Annotated in this window: 22 protein-coding genes; 3 read left to right on the top strand and 19 right to left on the bottom strand. The window is 29.8% G+C overall.

Going from position 1 to position 22620, the window contains the following annotated elements:
* Positions 1-138: 138 nt before the first annotated feature.
* The 10 genes from KPL55_RS23095 to menA all read right to left on the bottom strand — a co-directional run bounded on the left by KPL55_RS23095 (position 139) and on the right by menA (position 10523).
* Entirely contained in the window at positions 139-1626 is a 1488-nt protein-coding gene (locus KPL55_RS23095) for a sensor histidine kinase (RefSeq protein WP_216309120.1), read from the bottom strand.
* Positions 1616-2302: a response regulator transcription factor gene (locus KPL55_RS23090; protein WP_312887379.1), complete on the bottom strand. Its 687-nt coding sequence runs from the start codon at positions 2300-2302 to the stop codon at positions 1616-1618. The genes KPL55_RS23095 and KPL55_RS23090 overlap by 11 nt, the downstream gene beginning before the upstream one ends.
* 418 nt (positions 2303-2720) lie before the next feature.
* Positions 2721-3719, bottom strand: coding sequence for a LacI family DNA-binding transcriptional regulator (locus tag KPL55_RS23085; protein WP_216309118.1), 999 nt, complete (start codon positions 3717-3719; stop codon positions 2721-2723).
* A 173-nt stretch (positions 3720-3892) separates the two neighbouring features.
* On the bottom strand, positions 3893-4801 hold the full coding sequence (gene rbsB / locus KPL55_RS23080) for a ribose ABC transporter substrate-binding protein RbsB (RefSeq protein WP_216309117.1): 909 nt from the start codon (positions 4799-4801) through the stop codon (positions 3893-3895).
* A gap of 19 nt (positions 4802-4820) precedes the next feature.
* Positions 4821-5750 (bottom strand): ABC transporter permease subunit, encoded by a 930-nt coding sequence (locus KPL55_RS23075; RefSeq protein WP_216309116.1) that lies wholly within the window; start codon positions 5748-5750, stop codon positions 4821-4823.
* Positions 5751-5792: 42 nt separating this feature from the next.
* On the bottom strand, positions 5793-7298 hold the full coding sequence (locus KPL55_RS23070; RefSeq protein WP_216309115.1) for a sugar ABC transporter ATP-binding protein: 1506 nt from the start codon (positions 7296-7298) through the stop codon (positions 5793-5795).
* Positions 7299-7336: 38 nt separating this feature from the next.
* Positions 7337-7732 (bottom strand): D-ribose pyranase, encoded by a 396-nt coding sequence (rbsD, locus tag KPL55_RS23065; RefSeq protein ID WP_216309114.1) that lies wholly within the window; start codon positions 7730-7732, stop codon positions 7337-7339.
* A gap of 42 nt (positions 7733-7774) precedes the next feature.
* Complete coding sequence (gene rbsK, locus KPL55_RS23060) at positions 7775-8710, bottom strand: ribokinase (protein ID WP_216309113.1); 936 nt, start codon at positions 8708-8710, stop codon at positions 7775-7777.
* Positions 8711-8887: 177 nt separating this feature from the next.
* Positions 8888-9547 (bottom strand): HD domain-containing protein, encoded by a 660-nt coding sequence (locus KPL55_RS23055; protein ID WP_216309112.1) that lies wholly within the window; start codon positions 9545-9547, stop codon positions 8888-8890.
* Between the two features lie 16 nt (positions 9548-9563).
* Positions 9564-10523 (bottom strand): 1,4-dihydroxy-2-naphthoate polyprenyltransferase, encoded by a 960-nt coding sequence (gene menA, locus KPL55_RS23050; protein WP_216309111.1) that lies wholly within the window; start codon positions 10521-10523, stop codon positions 9564-9566.
* A 160-nt stretch (positions 10524-10683) separates the two neighbouring features.
* Between menA and KPL55_RS23045 the strand changes: the two genes are divergently transcribed.
* A complete protein-coding gene (locus tag KPL55_RS23045; protein ID WP_216309110.1) occupies positions 10684-11238 on the top strand; it encodes a biotin transporter BioY in 555 nt (184 codons plus the stop codon).
* Positions 11239-11305: 67 nt separating this feature from the next.
* Here KPL55_RS23045 and KPL55_RS23040 read toward each other — a convergent pair whose 3' ends face one another.
* Positions 11306-11644: an arsenate reductase family protein gene (locus tag KPL55_RS23040; RefSeq protein ID WP_216309109.1), complete on the bottom strand. Its 339-nt coding sequence runs from the start codon at positions 11642-11644 to the stop codon at positions 11306-11308.
* 46 nt (positions 11645-11690) lie between these two features.
* Positions 11691-13052 carry a hypothetical protein gene (locus KPL55_RS23035; RefSeq protein WP_216309108.1) on the bottom strand — a complete coding sequence of 454 codons (1362 nt, stop codon included), beginning with the start codon at positions 13050-13052 and terminating at the stop codon, positions 11691-11693.
* 236 nt (positions 13053-13288) lie between these two features.
* Here KPL55_RS23035 and KPL55_RS23030 point away from each other — a divergent pair, with 236 nt between their 5' ends.
* A complete protein-coding gene (locus KPL55_RS23030; RefSeq protein ID WP_216309107.1) occupies positions 13289-13561 on the top strand; it encodes a hypothetical protein in 273 nt (90 codons plus the stop codon).
* Between the two features lie 54 nt (positions 13562-13615).
* On the opposite strand, the gene KPL55_RS23025 is transcribed toward KPL55_RS23030, so the two are convergent.
* From KPL55_RS23025 to KPL55_RS22995, 7 genes are all read right to left on the bottom strand, one after another.
* The gene (locus KPL55_RS23025) at positions 13616-14827 is read right to left on the bottom strand and encodes an ABC transporter permease (RefSeq protein ID WP_216309106.1); all 1212 of its coding nucleotides are present in this window, start codon (positions 14825-14827) and stop codon (positions 13616-13618) included.
* A 13-nt stretch (positions 14828-14840) separates the two neighbouring features.
* Entirely contained in the window at positions 14841-15533 is a 693-nt protein-coding gene (locus KPL55_RS23020) for an ABC transporter ATP-binding protein (RefSeq protein WP_216309105.1), read from the bottom strand.
* Between the two features lie 48 nt (positions 15534-15581).
* Positions 15582-16736 carry an efflux RND transporter periplasmic adaptor subunit gene (locus KPL55_RS23015; RefSeq protein ID WP_216309104.1) on the bottom strand — a complete coding sequence of 385 codons (1155 nt, stop codon included), beginning with the start codon at positions 16734-16736 and terminating at the stop codon, positions 15582-15584.
* 232 nt (positions 16737-16968) lie between these two features.
* The gene (locus tag KPL55_RS23010) at positions 16969-17835 is read right to left on the bottom strand and encodes a tRNA 2-thiocytidine biosynthesis TtcA family protein (RefSeq protein ID WP_216309103.1); all 867 of its coding nucleotides are present in this window, start codon (positions 17833-17835) and stop codon (positions 16969-16971) included.
* Positions 17836-17920: 85 nt separating this feature from the next.
* Positions 17921-19456: a YncE family protein gene (locus KPL55_RS23005; protein WP_216309102.1), complete on the bottom strand. Its 1536-nt coding sequence runs from the start codon at positions 19454-19456 to the stop codon at positions 17921-17923.
* 107 nt (positions 19457-19563) lie between these two features.
* The gene (locus KPL55_RS23000; protein ID WP_216309101.1) at positions 19564-19833 is read right to left on the bottom strand and encodes a putative Se/S carrier-like protein; all 270 of its coding nucleotides are present in this window, start codon (positions 19831-19833) and stop codon (positions 19564-19566) included.
* A 104-nt stretch (positions 19834-19937) separates the two neighbouring features.
* Positions 19938-21473, bottom strand: coding sequence for a hypothetical protein (locus KPL55_RS22995; protein ID WP_216309100.1), 1536 nt, complete (start codon positions 21471-21473; stop codon positions 19938-19940).
* Positions 21474-21716: 243 nt separating this feature from the next.
* On the opposite strand from KPL55_RS22995, the gene KPL55_RS22990 reads away from it, so the two are divergent.
* Positions 21717-22478, top strand: a complete 762-nt coding sequence (locus KPL55_RS22990) for a hypothetical protein (RefSeq protein WP_216309099.1) — start codon at positions 21717-21719, stop codon at positions 22476-22478.
* Positions 22479-22620: the final 142 nt, after the last annotated feature.

The following is a 22620-nucleotide window of genomic DNA, read 5'->3' as shown; positions in this document are numbered from 1 at the left end:
AAGTAATGATAAAGTAACAACTTTTATCTACTTTAATGACATATTTTTAAAATTAAATAGTCCAATTATTTTGCTTAAAGAAAGAGAATACACAAAATAATTTACACCCTCAAAAATTTACATATGCTCTTTATATAATTATTGCTTAATTAAGATAAAATAGAATTTAACTCCGCTTTCTGTATTTTCGACTCCGCAACTACCGCCGTGAAGTAATACTATATTTTTAACGATTGATAGCCCTAGGCCCGTGCCACCAAGCTTTCTAGTTCTTGACTTATCAATTTTATAAAAGTTATCCCATATCTTATCTGTTTCACAAGCCTCAATTCCATTGCCACTATTTTCAACTTCAACACAAATGGTGTCCTCTTTATGTACCATTGTTACAGTTATAAAACCACCATCATAAGTATGCCTTATTGCATTGGTCATATAGTTTGTAATTACCTGCTCGATTCTTGTCCAATCAGCATTTACTTTTATATTCTCAATTAAATTTAATTCTAGTTTAATATTTTTTTCATTAAGTAGAGAGGAATATTTCTTAGTAACTGGTTTAAGTAGTTCATCAAGAAAAAACTCTTCTTTAATTAAATTAAAATTACCTGATTCTAGCTGAGATAAGTTCAACATATCGGATACTAAATTGTTCATTTTTCTTGATTCATCCATTATGACATCAATAAAATATTGTTTTTCCTCGCCTTCTAGTACATCATCGTTTAAAGCTAATGTGTACCCTTCTATAAGGGTTATAGGAGTCTTAAGCTCATGAGAAACTGATGCCACAAAGTCTTTTCTCATTTCTGTTAATTTCTTTTCTTTCTCAATATCTTTTTCTAATTGTGCATTAGCATCTTTGAGTGAGGTTAATGATTCGTTTAAATTTTCAGATAAAAGGTTAAGCGAAGTAGCTAAAGCGCCTATTTCATCTTCACTTTTAACTTCACATTTTTCTGTAAAATCAAGTCTAGCCATTTTCCCTGCTGTTTTAGTTATTTTTATCAATGGTTTTGCAATCATATTTGAGTAAATAAAAGATAGAAATAGAATGACAATTAGTGCTCCAATGTAGAAGTACAAATAAAATTCTTTTATAACTTGTACGGCTTCGTTTATTGGTTGTAGTGAAGAATAAGCATATATAATCTCACCTTTATTTTCATCATAAGATATTCCAGCAACGCTTTTTGCCATATCTGGATTGCTTTCAGTAATAAATATTAAAGGATTTTTCTCTTTTTTAAATTTAGTAAAACCACCGCTATTTTCTATCTCTGATGACATTATTTGATTTATAATTCTAGCTTTAAGTGAGTCTTTTCTCTCGTCAGCTGTTTGTGTAAGATATTTTAAATTTCCCAAACTGTCTCGTATAATTATTTTATAGCCATTTTCTTCTTCAAAAGTACTAATTAATTGTATTTCGTCTTCGCTTTTATTGAGCTTTATATATTCACTTTTAAATTTAACTAGATTATTTTCAAGATTATCTTTTTTCCATTTCATATAAAATTGTTCAAAAAATGCAGATTGAACTATTAAATTAGTAGTTATAAAAAGTACGAAAACTATAGTTGTTATAGCAAATAGTTTTCTTGTTATGCTCTTTTTACTTTTCATTTTTCACCTCGAATTTGTATCCTGAACCTCTTATCGTAGCTATAAGGTACGACTTTTCACCTAGCTTTTCTCTTAACCTTTTTATAACAGTATCCACAGTCCTTAAATCTCCAAAGTAGTCAATACCCCATAAAGCATCTAATATTTTTTCGCGACTTAATACAATTCTCTTATTTAGTATAAAATAATTCAATAATTCAAATTCCTTTGGAGATAGGTTTATTTCAATATTGTCTACGGTAACTTCATGACTTAAATTATCAACTATTAGGCCATCAAAGCTACTTTCTTCCTTTAAGTCTATCTCACTAGTGTGAGTACGGCGTATAATTGCTTTTACTTTTGCAACTAATAACTTTGGAACAAATGGTTTAGTAATATAATGGTCCGTTCCTAATTCAAATCCCAATAATTCATCATCTTCTTCAGATTTAGCGGTTAGCATTATAACTGGTATATTGGATGTTTTTCTTATTTCCTTACAAACATCCCACCCATCCATAATTGGCATCATTACATCTAGAATAACCAAATCTACTTTAGATTTATTAAAAATATTAATAGCCTCACTACCGTTTTCAGCTTGCAAGATATTATATTGTTCTTTCCTTAAATATATAGATACAAGATTTCTAATTCTTTCTTCATCATCAACTATTAAAATGGTTTCCATAATATTTCTCCTTTATTAAAAACTTCTTTTAAATCAGTATTATTTGTAATATTAAAACTGATTTTTAACTTAATAATATAATACTTCCTATATTATATTACACTACTGCCAATTATCAAAATTATTATATTTTATCTAATGCAAATTAATATGAAAACTACCTCTGCAAAAGGAGGTTCACAGAGGTAGTAGAAATTAGTTTTTTATCCTTATCTATATAATAAAGTTATACTATGGCACTCTAATGGCAAACATGTTAACAATGTGTGAATGATAATTATAGGTTTTTAAAATGCTTATAAATAGATAGGTTTAGGAAATACAGCTGGAAATGCAGAAAATATTACCTTATATTTCCAAGGAAATATAAGGTAATATTTTCTAAAAAAGCACTTATGATTTGATTAGCAAGTATAGCTATTTATGCTGTTCCTCGAACAATAAGCTTAGTTTCGAAGTATACTTGCTTTTCAGTAGGTATATTACCATTTATTATATCTATCAAAATACAGCAAGCTTTTTTTCCCATTATATATATAGGTTGCGCTATTGTTGTAAGCTCTGGTTCGATCACAGCTGCTATTCGAATATTATCAAAGCCAACAACGGATATATCCATTGGTATTTTATATCCATTTCTAAGGAGTGTTTTCATTCCACCAATTGCCATCATATCATTACTATAAAAAATAGCGTCTATTTTGTCAAAGGTACTTATTATTTTTTCAGTAGCAAGTATACCTCCTTCAAGATTAAATTCACCCTTAAATATATATTTTTCATCGTATATTCCATAATTCATCATTTGATCGATATATCCTTCTAGTCTTTGATTTGAAATCTCTAGATTTTCACTACCTTTAACAAATGCTATCTTACGATTTCCCTTTTCATATAAATACCTAATCCCATCTTTTACGCCTTGATTATTTAAACAAAAAACACCATAATCATCTTTATAACCATCAATATATCTATCAACTAATACAAAAGGAACATTATTGTTTTTAAGCAAGGTAATACTTTCATTACTTTTACCACCAGACATAAATATTATGCCATCGATGAGTTTGCTTATAAGAAGTTGGATGTATTTTTTTTCTTTGTGAATATCATTATCCGTGTTGCATATAATTAAATTATATTCTAATCTTTCCGCCTCATCTTCTACAGCTCTAGCCATTTCAGCGAAAAATGGGTTTGTAATATCCGGAAGTATGATTCCTATAGTGCCTGATTTATTGGTACTAAGACTTCTTGCTATAGAATTAGGAATATAACTCATTTCCTTAGCAATTTTCAATATCTTTTTTCGCGTTGTGTCGCTTATGCTAGCATCCTTTTTATTCATAACCATAGAAACTGTCGCCTTCGAAACGCCGGCCATTTCTGCTATATCCTTCATTGTAATCTTACTCATAATTTTCCTCCAATTTACAGTTCCTTTTTATAAAGTTATTATTATTTAAAATTATACCAAAATATAGCTTGTTTTGAAACACTATATAAATTTATAACCCAGAGGATAATCCCCTGGGCCACAAAATTTTTATTTGATATTTTTTATCATGATCATGGGAAAATTTCAACTTATTACTTTTTTATTAGCTCAAGATCTACTGGAACTTCTTTATTAACTGTTTCACCTTTTGCTATTTTAATTGCATTTTCTACTGCAATTGATCCCATTAAGTCTGGTTTTTGAGCTATTGTAGCTGTTAAATCTCCACTCTTGACTGCAGCTTTAGCCTCATCATTACCGTCAAAACCTACAATTATAACATCTTTATTAGCTGCTTTTGTTGCTTTTATAGCACCTAACGCCATTTCATCGTTATGAGCAAATATTGCTTCGAACTTTGGAGTTGCTTGTATAATATTTTCAGTTACATTTAGTCCCTTTTGTCTATCAAAATCTGCTGCTTGGCTTGCAACAACTTTAACAGCAGCATTTTTATCCACTATATTATGAAAACCTTGACCTCTATCTCTTGTAGCAGAAGCGCCTGGAATTCCTTGTAATTCTACTATGTTTCCTTTTCCATTTAATTTTTCAAGGATGAACTGTGCAGCCATCTCTCCACCTTTTACGTTATCAGATGCAACGTGGCAAGCAACTTCTCCACCGTTTGCTTTTCTATCTACAGTTATAACTTTTATTTTGCTATCGTTGGCAAATGTTATAGAGTTTACAACAGCATCACTATCTGTTGGATTTATTATTAAATCAACTATTCCTTGTTGAACTAAGTCTTCTACATTAGATCTTTCTTTTGCTGCATCATTTTGTGAGTCAAGAACTACAAGTTCGTACCCCAATTCCTTAGCTTTTTTCTCAGCTCCTGCTTTCATTGATACAAAAAACGGATTATTAAGAGTCGAAACTACCATCCCAATTTTCTTTCCACCGTCTGTAGCCTTTTGTGTACTACATCCAACCATAGTTCCCATAATTAATAATGTTGATAAAGTTAATGATAGTAATTTTGCATTTTTTTTCATTTAAATCATCCTCCAATTTTTATTTTTTCTTTTTTTCAACTAGAACAGCCAATAAAATAACTAATCCTTTGATTATTGATTGATAAAATGGTGACACATTCATAAGATTAAGACCATTGTTAAGTACACCTATTATTAAAGCACCGATTATTGTGCCTACTACGCTTCCTTCTCCACCGGCTAAACTAGTACCGCCGAGTACCACAGCAGCTATTGCGTCTAATTCAAATCCTACTCCTGCATTTGGGGAAGCTGAACCTATTCTGCTTGTGACAATTATTCCGCTTAAAGCTGCTGTTGCACCACATATAACATATACTAGCGTTTTAATTTTATCTGTATTAATACCTGATAATCTTGCAGAGTCTTCATTTCCACCTAATGCATAAAGATATCTACCATATCTAGTTTGACTCAAAATGTAAAATGCTATTCCAAATACTATAACCATAATTGCAACTGGAATAGGTAAACCTAAAAACATTTTATTACCTATTCCAGAAAAACTTTGTCCTAGTCCTGAAATAGGTATGCCATTTGTGAAGACATAGGTAATACCTCTAAATATAATCATAGTAGCAAGTGTAGCTATAAAAGCTTGAATTCTACCTTTTGAAATAAGTAAACCATTTATAAGTCCTATAAAACAGCCAATTGCTATAGCCACAATTATTGCTAAAAATAAATTGCCTGTGGACTTTGCAATACTTGCTGCTACTGCGCCACTTACTGCAAGTATTGAGCCAACAGATAAATCAATTCCTCCAGTAAGGATTACAAAAGACATACCTATAGCTATAACTGCGTTTACTGAAACCTGAGTTAGTACATTTTTAATATTTGCATATCCTAAAAATCTAGGTGAAATGAAAGATATTACTATACATAATATAAATAGACCTACTAATGATTTATACTTTAAAATTGCACTTTTAAAATTGGTTTTCATAATATAAACTCCTTCCATCGCGTTAATTAACATTTTTAAATGCTAATCGTTTATACCCACTGCATATTTCATAATTGCTTCTTGTGAAGCGTCTTTCCGATTAAGTTCACCTGATATGCTACCTTCGTGCATGATTAAAATTCTATCGCAAATTCCCATTATTTCAGCCATGTCAGAAGATATCATAATAATTGATTTACCCATGGATTTTAATTCATTTAGAACATCATAGATTTCTTTTTTTGCACCGACATCTATGCCTCTAGTTGGCTCGTCTATAATTAGTACCTTTGGTGTTAGCATTAGCCATTTCGCTAATATAACCTTTTGCTGATTACCACCACTTAAATATTTTATTAGCTGATCTGCACTGGGGGTCTTTATAGAAAGTTTCTTTATATATTCTTGAATCGTTTTATCTTCCTCTACTTTATTTATGCGTTTAACTCCATTTTCATATTTTTTAAGGTTAGCTAATGTCATATTGTTTCCAACTGACATACCAAGGATAAGACCTTCTTGTTTCCTATCCTCTGAAAGATAGCAAACACCATTATTAATAGAATCCTTAGGGGAGTGAACATTAACTTCTTCATCATCAATAAAAATTTTACCAGAAGATTTCTTATATTCCCCAAATATAGTTTTTGCCATTTCTGTTCGACCTGAACCCATGAGTCCTGATATACCTAAGATTTCTCCACCTTTTGCCTCAAAATTAACATTTCGGACCTTTTCACCGAAATTTAAGTTTTCAACTCTTAAAAGGGTCTTCCCCTTAGGTGAATCTCTATACGGAAACTGTTCTTCTAGTTTTCTTCCAACCATCATTGATATTAAATCATCTTTTGTAATATCTGATGTCTTAACTTCTCCAATATATTTACCATCTCTCAAAACGGTAATTCTGTCACAAATACGGAATATTTCATCCATTCTATGAGATATGTATATGATACCCATATTTTCGTTTTTAAGTTTGTTAATTACTCTGAAAAGATTATCTGTCTCAACATCAGTTAATGCAGTTGTAGGTTCATCCATTATTATTACTTTTGAATTTTTGGATAGGGCTTTTGCAATCTCTATTAGTTGCTTTTCACCTACATTTAAATTTTTGACTAAGATATCTACATCAATATTAAATCCAATATCTTTAAGTAGAATTTCTGATTTTTTTCGTAAAACTTTTTTATTTATCTTTCTTGTTAGTCCATTAAACACCTCATTACCTAAGAATATATTTTCCCATATACTTAAGTTAGATAGAAGACTTAGTTCTTGATGTATAATTGCTATTCCAAGGTTTTCAGCATCTCTTATATTTTTTATAGCAACATTCTGACCTTGCATTATGATGCTTCCTGCATCCATATTATATACTCCACTTAAAATCTTCATCAAAGTAGATTTTCCTGCACCATTCTCTCCAAGAAGAGCAAGAACTTCCCCACTATAAGCTTCCAGTCTAACATCTTCAAGAGCTTTTACTCCCGGAAAGGATTTTGAAACATTTTTCATCTGAAGTATTGGATCTATGTTAGTCATCAAATCTCCTCCTTAAAATTATTCACAATACATTATAGTTAGAATACAACACCAGATTTTAGTATTACATTTGCATAGGCTGTTTGTTCACCAGTTCTTATAACTGCTTTACATTGTTTTAACTCAGATTTGAGCTCTTCGTGAGATATAAATGATATTTTAACATCACCAACTAATTTTTTAATTTCTGTGTAGACATCATGACTATTGTCAAAAGTCTCCTTAGCAAGAATTACTTCCTCTATCTGAAGCTCTGTTAATACTGATTTTAAAGTATCAATAAATCCTGGTATATTCTTTATTAATGCAATATCAATTCTTCGAGTGTTATCTGGTATTGGTAGCCCACAGTCTCCTATAGCCAACATGTCTTTATGCCCCATTTTAGAAATTACTTCACATATTTGTGAATTTAGTAATGCAGTTTTTTTCATAATGTCGTCTCCTTGTATTCTTCGAGTGTAAATATTAATATGTTAAAGTATATCTTCACCGTATATGTCTATTACCTCTTTCATTGTGGGAATTGAGGGCTGCGCACCTGCTCTTTGAACAACTATTGAAGAAACTCTATTTCCAAAAATAATAGCTTTTTTAATATTTTCATAGCTTAAATCCTTTGTTCCTAATTTACTTGCTACTGCTCCTATAAAACTATCTCCTGCAGCAGTTGAATCAATAGCATTGACCTTAATTGCTGGAATTAATTCTGACCTTTCTTTAGTTATTAATGCAGCGCCCTTTGAACCGAGAGTTATTATAACTGTATGCACTCCCATTAATATGAAATGTAGAGCAGCCTTTTTAGCACTTTCTAAATCGTTAACCATAACACCTGTAATATCATAAGCTTCTGTTTCATTAGGAATTATTATATCTACATACTTTAATAATTCATGATTTATTTTTTTTGCCGGAGCTGGGTTTAAAATTGTAGTGACACCTTTAGATTTTGCATAACTAAAAGCCTCCATTGTGATTTCACTTGGTGTTTCAAATTGTGCAATTATTACATCACAATCCTTTATAATTGAATAACTTTGTTTTATTTCTTCTAAATTTATCTTCATATTAGCACCTGCTACTACAACTATAGAATTATTACCTTCGCTATTAACATTTATTATAGCTGTACCAGTTGTCTCATTATTATCCTTAAAAATATAGTCTGTATTTATGCCATCACTATTGAGCTTATTTAATAAATATTCACCGTTAGTGTCTAAACCAACCTTGCCTATCATAAAGACATCTGAACCCATACGTCTAGATGCAATTGCCTGATTTGCTCCTTTACCACCAGGAATAGTAGCTATACTCTTTGCAAAAATAGTTTCACCTATTTTTGCCATGTTCTCTACTTTTAATACAATATCCATATTTAAACTTCCAAGTATGCAAGTTTTACTCATTTGATAGATCACCTCTTTTTTACTTAACCGATTAAGTGAACCGGTTAAGCTTATTGTAACCGTTTAAATATATTTTGTCAATAAGCAATTACACTTATAGTATGTGCAATTATGGGCAAAAAAATAAGACCTTTATTTTGGTCTTACTTTAATATCGAATATTTAAGTTATGACTATTTATTCTATCTCAATGCAATCCCATTCTCTATAGAAAGTATCTAAATAGTCCTCCATAAATCTATGCCTTTCTTTTGCCATAGACTTACCTGACTTAGTATTCATTAAATCCTTTAGCAATAAAAGTTTTTCATAAAAGTGGTTAACAGTAGTATCAACACTATTTTTATATTGCTGAAAATCTTCATATTTTTGAGGTTTAATATTAGGATTGTATAGTTCTCTTTCTTTGTATCCACCATAAGCAAAAGCTCTTGCAATGCCAATAGCTCCAATTGCGTCTAATCTATCAGCATCTTGAACAACTTTTCCTTCTATTGTTTCCTGGTTAGCATTTGTGGTGCCACCCTTAAAAGATATAGTTCTTATTATGTTTGTAATCTTATTAATAATGGGTTCATCAACCCCCATGCTTTTTAGCCAATCACTTGATAGTTTAGGACCTATGTCACTATTACCATCATTAAATTTCCAATCTGCAATATCATGTAATAAAGCAGCTAATTCAACTACAAACATATCAGCATTTTCTTTTTCTCCTATATAGACAGAAGTTTTATAAACTCTCAATATATGCCACCAGTCATGACCAGTGCCTTCTCCACCAAGTTTGCTTTTTACAAATTCTTTTGTTTTATTAATAATAAGTTTTTTATTCAAAAGATAACCTCCTAATTTAATTAAATACAAGTGCTATTCCTATTGCTAATATATGTGTTAGGTTCATTATTGCAAAATTTTTCACCGATAGAATGAAGGTTTCACTTTTAATAGGACTCTTATGAAATAATTTTATATTTTTATATATAGGAATTATAGTTAGTAGTACCAGCAATGATATCATTGGTGTAACTTTTAATAAAACTAAAACTATAATATCTAGGTATGATATGTAATATAGATATTTAAATAGAGTAAGTGCATTTTTTTTACCTAAATAGTAAGGCAATGTGTATCTATTATTATTTATATCCTCTTCAAGATCACAAATGTTATTTGCAAGCATTATGTTTGCTATTCCACTAATTGTAGGTATGGAAATTAGAAATATATAAAGTACTTCCACTAGGTTTATACTAATATTTAATATACTATTACTGTATGAGAATATAAGTATATTACTATTGAATATATGAATATAACACGACAAAAATAGAATTACAAATCCCATAAAAAATCCAGAAAAAATTTCACCAAGTGGCATGCGTGATATTGGAATAGGCCCATATGTATAAAGTATACCTGCTATGAATGAAATAATACCAATAAAAAGTACAATAATATTAGTGTTTAAAGTTAATAAAATCCCACAAAAGATTGCTATTGCAAGTAAGATAAAAATTATACCAATAGCTAAGGATTCTTTGATACCGTATTTAACTATTTTATTATCATAATCGTATTTTTTCTTTAAATCCTCTTTATAATGCTTTAAATCCTTTATATAATCTATATAATTATTTATTGCTGTAGTAGCCATGTCAAACGCTAATAGTGATATACCCATAATAATAAAATTTTTAGGAATGAAACTTTTAAACCGATATATTGAATATAATGTTCCTATTATAAATGGTATCATACTGGCAAGTTTTGTTTGAATTTCAATGAACTTAAAGAAATTAGTTAAAGACAATGTTAACACCACCTAATTGTTTGTTTGACTTATAAAATAAATCATGATAAAATCATTGTAAACCTATAATACAGACGAGGTTTACAATCTGCGTTGGATATTCTATTTGTTTTAAAAGGTAATAGATTATTTGAAATTATAGGATAAGGGAGGAATATTTTTGAAATTAACTACAAGAGAGCTTATAATTACTGCATTATTCACCTCATTAACAGCAATGAGCGCCTTTATTTCTATACCGCTGGGACCTGTACCTATAACAATGCAAACAATTTTTGTTGTTTTATCAGGACTTATAATTGGCGCTAAGTTAGGCGCTTTATCTCAAATTATATATGTTATTCTAGGTTTAATTGGACTACCTATTTTTTCAGGTGGAAGGGGAGGATTAACGTCTATAGTTAGCCCTACTTTTGGCTTCCTCATTGGTTATATAGTTGCTTCTTATGTAATAGGAAGGCTTACAGAGAAAAATAAGTCTCTTCCTAAAATAATATATGCAGTAATAGTAGGAAGTTTAATAATTTATATTATAGGGGTTCCTTACTTTTATGTAATCTTTACATATTATTTAGGTAAAGGCATAGACTTTTATCAAGCACTTAAATTTGCTTGTCTGCCATTTATACCTGGTGATATTATAAAAGCAATAATATCAATAACATTAGCTAAAAAATTAATCCCGAGATTATCGGGATATTTGAAGTATAGATAATATTTACTTTTCACCGCTATATTGTAGGAGGTAACCTTAGGGGTATCTCCTTTTTTAGTTATTAATACTATTCCCAGGTTGTCCATATATCTGGTACATAACCAACAGTGGCATCTTTTCCATTACGCACTATAGGAGTTTTATAGAGCTTTGGATTTTTCAATAAAATCTCCTCTTTAGTCTCCTCTCCTCTAATTTGATCTAAATTTAATTTTTTATAATCTTTTGATTTTGTATTTATTAAATTATTTAATCCTACAGCATTTTTAACACTGTTTAGTTCACCCTTACTTAATTCTTTAATATTTAGATCTATAAATTGGTATTTTATATTCCGTTCTTTAAAAAATCTTTCCGTTTTTTGCGTATCAAAACACTTTTTTCTTCCAAAACATTGAATGTTCATTTTTAAAATTCTCCTTAAAGTTAATTATTATATTCTAAATCAATCACTATAATATTATCATAGCTAGTAGCACTGTAGCAACTATTCCACATGCAACAGGTATAATATTCTTTCGAGCTACTTCAAAAGGTTCAACCTTACATATGCCTGCAGCTGCAACTACGCTCCACGGAATTATGGTTCCCCCACCTATCCATACTGTAATGATTTGACCAAAAGCTGCAATACTCTCTTTGTCTACATTAATGGCGCTTGAAAAGGTATTAGCTAAAGTACCTACTAGTGGAAGACCTGCAAACCCTGACCCGCTAAATCCAATAAGTGTGCTTACTGCTGTTTGTATTCCTACAACGGAATATTTAGATAAAGGTATCTTGCTTGCTAAATACATTCCTATGTCACTTAAGATTCCACTGGCTCCATTACCTAATATATCAGTTGCACTTCCAACGCTCCCCAGAAAAAAGAATGCACCGATAACAATAATAGGTGCAAATATATTAATACCGAAAGTAAAACCACCTTTAATATACTTAGTAACTTCTCCTAATGATGTTATAAAACCAACATGAATGATGGATGAGATGATCATTATTACCGCAGCCGTTCCGCCAATTAAAGATGTAGATTCAGAACCTATAAATTGTAATTTTTTTATAAGTATTATATCTAATATAAAAATTAAAGGAGTTATTATTGCCATTATTTTTGTTCCAAATAATTGCTTTTTAGTTTCAGTTATGGATTGATCCACTTTAGTAATAATAGTATGCTTATCTTTTTTCATAAGTATGAATGCAGTAGTTATTGTAATTATACTCATTACGGCCCAAAATGGAAGGCATTTTTTAATAATTCCTAAGGCATTAGGCAGGTTTGCAGTTTTAGCAGTGATTGAGGGTGCAGCTTGAAGAACGAAATCGCTTGATAATGCTACTCCATTGCCAAATAAACATAAAACTACTGCTGCCCATACAGGTTGTAATCCTGATTCTATTGCTGCAGGTACCATTAGTGCTCCTATAAAAACTACTGCTGGTGTTGGCCAAATAAACCATGAAGCTATAGTTACAGTTATTCCTAGAATAAAAAAAGATATAGTTTTGTTTATCATTAGTTTCTTCATAGGTTTTATAATAAGTTCATCAGTACCCATATCATGTAAGGCACTAGACATTGCATTAACTAATGCAATAACTACAACTATCTCAATAAATTCCTTGCCAGATACCACTATTGCCTTATATATAATTTGTACAGCCTCAAGAATATCACCCGTAAAGATATAACCTATTATTCCAATGCCTAAAATACACGGAAGTATAACATCTTTTTTAAGTGCGATTATCAAAGTTATTATTATAATGATGATAATATATGCATAATGAATAACACTTAAATTTACCATGTATGTTTTCTCCTCCAATGATTTATACTTAATATATATAATCGAATATTAAATTTAGTATTTGCATTATTTAAAGAAAATAATCAATTTTAAAAGTTATATAACATGACTTTAGCTATAGTTTATGATAGACTTAAAATTAATAAAAATAGTCGACATAATACAATCTTTTCTATGATAGGGGATTAACGGGTTATAACTGTTATCTACTTCCAAAGATGAGCAAGGAGGCAAAGATGTTAAAAATTTGGGGTAAATTAATTAAAGATAATAGAATTATAAGAGATGAAGTGGCAATATCCGAAATAGATGACAGTTACCAAGAAAATTTAAAACTATGTATAACAGAATTATGTTACCAATTTGACATTTCAACACCTTATTGGCTAAAATCAAATGTTGATGAATATAATAAAAGACGTAAAATTAGCTTTGATGAAAATAATTTTATAGAGGAGATATCCTTTGATAAATTTATGATAGAAGAATTAAAGCCAACTGAAAAATAGTGCCAATAAGCACTATTTTTAGTTTTTTTTATTAAATTAAATTTCTTTTAAATTCTATTCATACCTAAGGGCATCAATTGGGTCTAGTTCTGCTGCTTTCTTAGCTGGATATATGCCAAAGAAGACACCTACTGCTGAAGAAAACAAAATAGAGACAACTATCGAGGTTAAGGATATAACAGGTGTTATTCCTGCAAAACTTCCAATTACCTCTGCACCAACAATTCCTAAAATCATTCCAATTATACCACCCATTACGGATAAAATAACCGATTCAATTAAAAACTGCATTAGTATAATTTTAGTAGTTGCTCCAACTGCCTTTCGTATCCCTATCTCTCTAGTTCTTTCTGTTACTGATACAAGCATTATGTTCATTACACCTATGCCTCCAACAAGGAGGGATATACCTGCAACAGCGCCTATAAACGTTGTAAATATTCCAAGAACACTGTTAATTTGATCAAGTATTGCTAACGCATTATCTGCTGAATATATTTCTTTACCTCGGTTATTATGTCTTGATTCTAACATTTTTATTGTACCATTTCCTACTGATTCACTATTATCTTGATTATCCGCAACCACAGTAAGAGAATTTATTTTAAATTCAATTGACTGCAGAGTACTTAAAAATGTTACTGGTGAAGTTACTATAAATGGTTTTCCAGAATTTCTTCCATTTCCAAAAGGTGATGATATCCCTTTCTCAACTCCTATAATGGTCATCTTTTTCATCATATTACTCTGACCTACCTTTATACTCTCACCAACTACGTCACCATAACCAAATAAGGCAATTGCATCTGATTCGTCAATAATACCAACCGCGCTGCCTTGTTCGTATTCTTTTTCATTAAAATATCTTCCATAAATAATCTCTGTGTTATTTATATATGCAAGATCAGGAGAGCCACCCCTCATGTAGGCATCTTCACTATGCTTCTCAGATATAACAGTTCCACGAATTTGAAAGGAAGGACTCGCATATTTAATGCTTTCAATCTTTTCTTTTATTTGTTTTATATCATCTAATGATATATAGTCCGTTGACTGTGCTTCTGCTGCACTTACGCTTACTGTTACAGATGATGCACCCAATTTCTCAAACTCACCTGTTATGGACTTTTGGCCCCCTTGGCCAAGCGAGACAATAGTTATAACTGAACTTATACCAATTATTATACCAAGCATTGTAAGGAAAGCTCGCATCTTATTTGCCTTTATACTTTGTAGGGCTGTTTTTATACTCTCAAATATAGTCATACTTTCTCTCTCCTTATAAAATGATTCTATGTTCAACTATTGAATCTGCAACAATTTCACCATCTTTAAACCTTATTATTCTATTTGTATGATCTGCAATTTCATTTTCGTGTGTTACCATTATTATTGTAGAGCCTTCATTATTGAGATCTTGAAAAATGCGCATTATATCTTCTGAGGATTTGGAATCAAGGTTTCCAGTAGGTTCATCTGCCATTAGAACGGCGGGGGAATTAACAACAGCTCTTGCTATCGCAGCTCTTTGTTTTTGACCCCCGGATATTTCATTTGGCATATGATGTATCCTATCAGAAAGTCCTACTTTTTCAAGTGCAAAAATAGCTTTTTCTTTTCTTTCTTTGGCAGGAACACCTGCGTACATCATAGGAAGTTGAACATTTTCAAGTAAACTAATTCTAGGAATAAGATTAAATGATTGAAATACAAATCCTATTTCTTTATTTCTAATATAGGCAAGCTCGTTATCATTAAGAATTGAAATATCGCGTCCATTTAAAATGTACTTACCACTATTCATTTTATCAAGACAACCCAGTATATTCATCAAAGTAGATTTGCCAGAACCAGAAGCTCCCATTATTGCTGTGAATTCTCCTTTTTCTATTTTAAGGCTAATTTTTTTTAAAGCAGTAAATTCAACATCTCCAGTTTTGTATATCTTTATAAGATCGGTTACTTCTAACATATATAGTCCTCCTTGTATTCCCTTAAGTTTAAACAATTATCATTTATTTTATTTTGTTGCCTCTTTAACAATTGTTCCGTCTACAATAGAAGTTGAAGGATTCAAGATAACCTTATCACCCTTTGTTACACCTTTTGTTATTTGTACTTCGGTATCAGATTGAGTACCAACATTTACTTTTATTTCATGGGCGATATTTTCTTTAACTACGTATACTGAATTTTTATCTCCCTTTTCTACCTTTAATGATTCTGATGGGATCTTAATGGCATTTGCGACTTGCTCTACTAATATATCTACATCCACATCAAAATCTATCTTTAGAGCTGGTGATTTGTCTAAAATATCTATTGCTACATCTAAGGTTGTTTCACTTCCGGTTGCTCCAACTGTTACCTTAGCTGCTGGCTCAATAAAAGAGATTTTACCTTTATATGTAGTGCTACCACTTTTAATGGTTACCTCCTGGCCAACTTTAACTTTGTTTGCATCGAATTTACCAAGTGAAGCTACTCCTTTTAAGTTTTGCACATCCTGAACGACAACCGCAGCTTGAGCCATATTCCCTATAGAACCTTCTACGGCAGCTAAAGACGTCACAACGCCAGCATTAGTAGCAACTATTGTGCTTTTATTATCAGACAAGACTTGCTTTGCTGAATTTAAGGCGATTTCTGCAAGCTTTACTGCATTTTCTGTTTGTTTTAACTTTTCAGAGGAGATTGGCGATAATGCATTTCTTTGTTGTTTTTTATTTTCTAATTTAGCAATATCTGTTGGATTAGAACTTTCCTCTAATGTTTTAATTTCTTTATCTAAATCAGAAATTTTACTTTTTATATCATCACTTTGGTTGTATAAATCTTTTTTTTGGAGGATAGCATTATCGTATTGAAGTTGTGCCTGACTAACTGGTGATTTTAAATCCTGAGTTTCATAACTTACTAAAATATCTCCAATTTTAACATTGTCACCAACACTTACATTAACTTTTTTAATTTTAGATTGCAAACCAAAATAATCTTTACTATTTTTTGACTTTACCGTTGCTGTAGTAGATATATAGGATTTAAGTTCTCCAAGTGTAACTATTGAAGTTTTGACATCCGCTATTTTACTATTCTTGTTTTTTTGATTTATTAAAAATACACCACTTATAATACCTACTACAATTAAGCTGTAAATTACTGTTCTCTTTTTCATTATTCTTCCTCCTTGTATGTCAATGACGATAAATATTAATTATTAATTGTTAATTTTTATCTGTCTTAACTTAACTTGTATTTATATTATACAATATTATTATTATAAACTCTATTTAAAGCATTTTCAAAATTTTATAAAATATACATAAAATATAAAAGTATTTGATAACATGATATAAAATAGACATAAAAAAGCAGCAGTAGAACAATAATTGTTCTACTGCTGCTTTTTAATCTTCATCATATAAATCTAAGTAGGAATGGTTCTCACCATTTTTTTGCCAACCCAATATTGAATCTAAATTTACATTCTGAGCTGCTCTAAAAATTGATTTATCAACGCCATCAAAAATTTTCTTTAGGTCTTTAACTAAATCTTTAATTTCATTGCGTTTGTTACCAATCTTTTTTGCTGCAACCATACAAGCACAGTTTAATGGCCAAATGCCACTCTCTTGAGTGAACTTTTTAATGTTTTCTTCTTCTATAAAATATAGTGGGCGAATTAATTCCATTGACTCAAAATTCTGAGCTTTTAATTTGGGAAGCATAGTTTTAAAATTCCCTGAATAAAAAACATTTAACATAGTGGTTTCAATTACATCATTAAAATGATGACCAAGGGCAAGTTTATTACATCCTAGCTCTTTAGCCTTTGAATATAAGGCCCCCCGACGCATTTTTGCACACATATAACATGGATAATCACTAGCTATGTTATCAATTATATCAAAAACTCTTGACTCAAATATTTTAACAGGTATGTTTAAATATTTGCAATTATCAATTAATAGCTCCTTTATATTTTTATGATATCCAGGATCCATTGCAATATATTCTAATTCAAAATTAACATTACCATGAAGTTGTAACTCTTGAAATAATTTAGCCATTATAAGGCTATCCTTACCTCCAGAGATTGCTACGGCAATTTTATCACCGGCCTGTACTAAATTGTAAGCCTTAATAGCTTTAACAAATTTTGACCAAATAGGTTTTCTATAAGCTGTTATAAGACTACGTTCTATATCAACTAATGGCTTTCGATCATTTAATGGCACTAGGATTTCACAACCCTCACCTGCGATAATACTCATAAAATCACCCCTCTTTTATACTAGAATATTATAACATAGTAAAGAAAGGTTTGTCCCTTTGAAAATAATAAAAGCAATTTAAATGTTATTTAAAAGGAATAATAGTATCACTAGGAAATATAGAATCATTGGTTATAATTGAGTCCTCATAACTAGAGAATTCCTCGAAGTCTTCATTAATATTTACAAAGGGTTTATTTGCGTTAGGAATACATATTTCATCCTCTCCAACTACCTTTAATTCCATAAAAGTTGTGACACCGAAGCTAATAATGTTATCGATGATTTTGGGGCTATTTATAAAGTTAGTTACTGTTTTAATATTAAGTTCGAATTCATGTAACTCACGTTCTTTTGGAATATCTATAATGATGTCTATAGGTTTTTCAAAAAACGAATTGATGCTAGAATTAATATTATTATTAAAATAATGGATTGTGTAATAAACTCTAGCAATGAATTTAATGCTCGTAGCTCCAAAAGCTCTTGGTATTCGACTCATGGACTTGGAGTTTTCTACAACAATTCCAGATTTAAATTCTATTTTATTATAGATATAAAAAGAATCTATATCTTTAGGTAAATTAATATTTATATTTTTAAAAGAAATATTTTCATTGTATGATGCAAATATTTTTTTCGCAATTATGCTGATTGATTGATTATTCGGCTGTAATTCAGTTGTAAAAGTTGGTGGAACATATGTATATGGAATTCTCAATGAAATAACATCATATGGCTGACTGTTTTGAGAATTCATCAAAATTGAGCCAATTAGACAATTAGATTTTGTATCTATTATATCTATACCACCAAATTTTTCTTGATTTCTGTTTGATACTAAAAGCTTAGTATTGTCATCAGTTATAAAAAGCCTTATCGGTTCTGGAGTTGAAGTAAGAATAAAATCATATAATTTATAAGTATCAATATTGATTAACTCTATTCTATTTAGACCCTTATTTGCTACATATAAAATATGATCGCTTAATATCATTTCAGCTATTATGGATCCTTTAGGTAAAATTAAATTTGTAAAAGTATTTAGTGCAATATCAATTTTTAAAATTTTATGTTGCATTGATATATAAGCAGTTTTGTCATCTTTAGATACTAAAACATAAGATGGATTAGTACCTAGGTTTTTAAAAGAATTTATAAGCTTATAACTATTTGTCTCATAAATTCTTAACTCTTTTAGTAATATATCTAATACATATAACATAGACCCATCTTTATTAAGTCTTAAATCAATAATTGCCAAGAAGCCTTTAACGCTACCTAATAATTTTTTTAGATTAATATCATAAATATTGATTTCAGAAGTATTCGAAACATATATTTTTTTGTTTATGGTATCAATTTGTAAATTACCATTATTAGGTATGGTAGTATTTTTAACTTCACCACTAATACAATCTACTAGTGAAATAATATTGTCAATATCACATGCAACAGCAATTGTATTGCAATCCTTTAAAGCTAATTTTAACGGCCTTTTTCCAATGGGAATCTCTTTTAATATAGTATTACAAAGACCATCGATTATTGTAAGAGTCTCAGCTTTAGCATTTGAAACATAATAATAAATTTTTCTAGTTAGTTCATCTATTTTAATCACATCCTTTAGCCTTCTTAATAGAAAGTATGCTTTAATAATAGATAATATGCCTTAATAAAATAAAGGATTTGAAAATACCAAATCCTTATTAATCTAGACATATTTAACTAAATCTTTTGGTAGTTATCAAATCTCCCATTTTTGATAATTCTATACACGCCTTTTGGTCTCAAATTAATTTTAAAAATTTCGTCATTAATAATATCCAGATAGACTTCTTTAAATTTTATGGACATACTGCAACAATATGATATTTTTATTGGTGTAGAAACTAATTCAACATTGCAGGATTTCTTTAAAAGTCTTTGGTACAAAAGTGTTGTTGTATTATGACCTGGGTAAACAACCAAATACTCATTTTCCTCGGCTACTTTCATAGTTCTGTACATCTCCCTTAGGTCTAATCAAAATTCTAAATTGATTTTTTATAGTTTGATTAGTGCACTACCCTATAATATGAAGATTTCTATTAATGTTATATTTATCTGTCAGGTCTCTTTTTAAAAATTCTATCTACAATTCCTATGTTTTTTTCGTATTTTAAGTCTTGTCTTAATCCCTCCTTTTCAGTAATTAATTGTTGTAATCTATCGTTTAGTTCATTAACAACAATATCTTTTGATATTTTTTGTTTTATCAACCCTTCGTATTCATTTGTAAGGTGTTTTGATTTATCCTTTAATTCATTTAGTACTAGATCTGTAGTTAGCTTTTCAATTTCCATAACCTTTAATTTTTTAATGGATGTTTGTTGTATTTCAGCTATTATATTTAATTTTTCTTCAGCTTTTTTCTTTGCATTAGTAAGCTTAAAAAAATCATTTTCTGACTCCTCAATAATTCTAAGTTTCTGTTGATACTTCAATTGCAAATCAATTAGATCTTTTTGTAAATTTATGTTATTTATTCGCAGTTCTGAAAGTTCTTTTCGAATATCTAGTTTGTTTATTACAAGATCAGATTCTAGTTCGAATTCTGTTTCTGGTATACTAGGTTGTTGAAAGTCACTTTTATTGTTTATAATTTTGTAGTCTGGTAATAATAAATCTATTTTAGGAGGTGGGGTTCCAAGTATATATTTACATTTAAGATTGCTATTTTTATTACTTAAACACAAGTATTTATATATTAAAAATTCATTATTTAATTCGCTATAAATTTCTTTTTGTTCGCTCCATTGATTGCTATATGACGATGTAAAAATAGTATTACCTTCAGTCCATATTGACCAAAGGACTCCGCTAATTTCAATTAATAAAAAATTGATTGGTTTGTTGGAACTTTCTTGAATTTTATAGCTTTTCATTTTTCCATCAGGTTCTATTACCACATGTTCTATAAAATAAAAAGAACCTTCTTTAGATAGATTCATTATATTTATTTTATTTGAACTTACCAATGTGCAAAAATTAATGCTATTACCGATAATACCATATAGCCTTTTGGAAGCACTCCATTTACTTTCTTTGAATTCTGTGTATTTTATTATGACTTCATTTTTTTCAGGTTTAATGTATATTAAAGATAAATTATCATTTTCTAAGCTTTGTAACTGATAATGATAAGAAACCTCTTCCAGAAATGTTATAGTATCTATTATATTAAACGAATTTCCTTCCTCATTTAAGCAAAGATGCATTAATGAACATTGAATTTTATTTTTATTGTTTCTCCCAATGAAAAATATATGAGTTAATTTACCAATTGTAATTACGTTTAATCCTGTCATTTCATACTCTTCATTTTCAAAAGAATAAATTGTTTTACCATACCATTTATTCTTTTCCCAAACACAATACTTAAGATCGCTTCCTGTAACACTATATATGATATAAATTTTATTATTAGTATCAAAATTAACTATAAAATCTAAAACCTTATTGTCAATTTTGATCTCTTTAGTCCATCTATCTTCATCATACATAATACTATACATTAGCTCCTTGCTATCATTTACATAAAACCTCCATAGATGATTCTCATCATCGTAGAATAAACATGGACTACATATTTTCATATTACTCATCTCCTTATTGAAATTATATTTTGCTACAAAGTAATATATAACCTAATAGTTAATATTAGGTGCCATATATAAAGTACCAGCATAATATAGTATTGGATAATTGTAGATTATTACTTAAGTGATACTTGCTTTTATAAACAATTATCCGACTCACAACTTATAGTCAAGTGTATACAGTAATACAGAGAATACAATATTATAAGTGTAACACCTTAGATAAAAGGAGGATAATATATGTCTATTACTCGTGAAGAGTTTATTCCAAGACCTGGTATTGTCAACAAACAAGGACATCTTCCTGACCCAGCTGAACTGGTTTGCGTTGAACTTCCAAAAGTTTTTGACCAGTGCCTAATAAAAAGATGTTTAGTATATGCTTGTGGACCAGATTCTTTAGATACTGATGCTGAGTTAAGAAGCGAAAGACTTAAAGATCCAAGGATATTTACAGGATGCAGGGATTTTAAGTTAAGACTTATTTCAGTAGAAAAAATACCACTTAAGAGAAACGCAAGTTATAAGAAAGTAATAATTTGTTTTGTGATTTCATTTTATGCAGATTATATTGACTGTAATGGAAAGACGAAATGTGAATTTTATGAAATTAATCGTACAGAAATTATATCGAAACTATATTTTCCTGATTCAATAGCGCAAATATCTGCTAGCTTTGCATCTGGAGAATCAGAGGACATAGATTCAGGAATTATAAAACTTGAAATGGTGGCCGAATGTTTAGATGGATTTTTCTGCCGAGATGATTGTGGAGATAGTTTCCTAGAGATCACTTTAGGATTCCATCTTATTATAAAATGTGAACTTATTGTCCAACTATTGATTCCTGCATACGGATATTGTCCAATTCCTTGTGAATGCGAAACAGAGGACGATGATGATCCTTGTGAGAGATTTGATCGGTCTCCAGTTCCAAAATTCTTTCCAGATCAAAAACTTAAACCTTTGTTTGATAACGAATGTGAATGTGATGAACTTTAAATTGAATCGATAATATATAAAAGAGGCTATATTAAACTGGTACCTATGTCAAGGACAATATAAAAAAGAGTACTAAGATGCTAAAAGGTGATTTCTGTATTGCACAGGAGTCATCTTTTTCAGGTTCCACTGGTATCTATAA

It is taken from the genome of Clostridium lacusfryxellense, from assembly GCF_018861735.1.
GTDB lineage: Bacteria > Bacillota > Clostridia > Clostridiales > Clostridiaceae > Clostridium_AD > Clostridium_AD lacusfryxellense.
Note: the sequence above shows the minus strand (reverse complement) of the source record. Positions and strands in the feature narration are given on the sequence as shown.